Source organism: Streptomyces sp. URMC 127 (genome assembly GCF_051386535.1).
Taxonomy (GTDB): Bacteria; Actinomycetota; Actinomycetes; order Streptomycetales; family Streptomycetaceae; genus Streptomyces.
This window is the reverse complement of the sequence record NZ_JBPQTW010000424.1, coordinates 1-1,840: the sequence shown is the minus strand read 5'-3', so window position 1 is coordinate 1,840 and position 1,840 is coordinate 1. Positions and strand designations below refer to the sequence as shown.

Annotated in this window: 1 protein-coding gene and 1 pseudogene; both read left to right on the top strand. The window is 71.1% G+C overall.

The features are described 5' to 3' along the window. Positions 1–25: 25 nt before the first annotated feature. Positions 26–1,486, top strand: coding sequence for an aspartate ammonia-lyase (gene aspA, locus ACSNOH_RS34670; protein WP_436725424.1), 1,461 nt, complete (start codon positions 26–28; stop codon positions 1,484–1,486). Positions 1,487–1,543: 57 nt separating this feature from the next. Next, positions 1,544–1,840: pseudogene (locus ACSNOH_RS34665) on the top strand (NAD-dependent malic enzyme); the annotation flags it as partial.

The following is a 1,840-nucleotide window of genomic DNA, read 5'->3' as shown; positions in this document are numbered from 1 at the left end:
CCACCGCACCCGATCGGATCCCCCCATGTCGGCCTCCGTCCCCGGCCCGTCCAGCCCTGAGCCCCGCACCGAGTTCCGCAGCGAGCACGACCTCCTCGGCGACCGCGACGTGCCCGCCGCCGCGTACTACGGCGTCCACACCCTGCGCGCCGTGGAGAACTTCCCGATCACCGGGACGCCCGTCTCCGCCCACCCCGACCTCGTCACCGCGCTCGCCGCCGTCAAGCAGGCCGCCGCCCTCGCCAACCGCGACCTGGGGCTCCTCGACGACCGCAAGGCCGACGCGATCGTGCGGGCCTGCGAGGAGATCCGCGCCGGGCAGTGGCACGACCACTTCGTCGTGGACGTCATCCAGGGCGGCGCCGGCACCTCCAGCAACATGAACGCCAACGAGGTCATCGCCAACCGGGCGCTGGAGCTCCTCGGCCACGCCCGCGGCGAGTACAAGCACCTGCACCCGCTGGAGGACGTCAACGCCGGGCAGAGCACCAACGACGTCTACCCGACCGCCGTCCGCCTCTCCCTGCAGTTCGCCGCCCTCCGCCTGCTGGAGGCCATGGACGTGCTGCGCGAGGCCTTCGCCGCCAAGGCGGAGGAGTTCGCCGACGTCCTGAAGATGGGCCGCACCCAGCTGCAGGACGCCGTGCCGATGACACTGGGCCAGGAGTTCGCCGCCTACGCCGTCATGCTGGAGGAGGACCGGGCCCGGCTCGCCGAGGCGTGCGCGCTGCTGCGCGAGATCAACCTCGGCGGCACCGCCATCGGCACCGGCCTCAACGCCCACCCCGAGTACGCGGAGCTCGCCTGCCGCCACCTCGGCTCGCTCACCGGCGTCCCGGTCACCGTCGCCGGCGACCTCGTCGAGGCCACGCAGGACATGGGCGCGTTCGTGCAGCTCTCCGGCGTGCTCAAGCGGATCGCCGTCAAGCTCTCCAAGACCTGCAACGATCTGCGCCTGCTCTCCTGCGGCCCGCGCGCCGGCCTCGCCGAGATCAACCTGCCGCCGGTCCAGGCCGGTTCGAGCATCATGCCCGGCAAGGTGAACCCGGTGATCCCGGAGGTCGTCAACCAGATCGCCTTCGAGGTCATCGGCAACGACGTGACGGTCACGTTCGCCGCCGAGGGCGGCCAGCTCCAGCTCAACGCCTTCGAGCCGGTCATCGCCCACAGCCTCCTCAAGAGCCTCACCCACCTGCGGGCCGGCTGCCTGACCCTGGCCGAGCGCTGCGTCACCGGCATCACCGCCAACCGCGAGCACCTGGCCCGCCTCGTCGGGCAGTCCATCGGCCTGGCCACCGCGCTCAACCCGTACATCGGTTACGAGCAGGCCACCGCCGTCGCGCAGGAGGCCCTGACCACGGGTGCCGCGGTCCACGAGCTCGTCCTGGCCAAGGGCCTGCTCACCGAGGAGCAGCTCCGGGAGATCCTCCACCCGGACAACCTCGCGCGCCCCCACACGCGCGCGGCCACGGCCGTCCGCGCCTGAAACAGCACCCGCACCATTCCTGATACCCGCACCATCCCGGAAAGAAGAAGCAACCCCATGGCAACGGCGCCCAGCGTCTCCTACTCGATGACGGTCCGGCTGGAGGTCCCCGCGAACGGGACCTCGGTCAGCGAGCTGACCACGGCCGTGGAGAGCTCGGGCGGCTCCGTGACGGGCCTGGACGTGACCGCCTCCGGCCACGAGAAGCTCCGCATCGACGTCACCATGGCGACGACGTCCACCGAGCACGCCGACGAGATCGTGGAGAAGCTCCGCGGCATCGAGGGTGTGGTGCTGGGCAAGGTGTCGGACCGTACGTTCCTGATGCACCTCGGTGGCAAGATCGAGATGGCG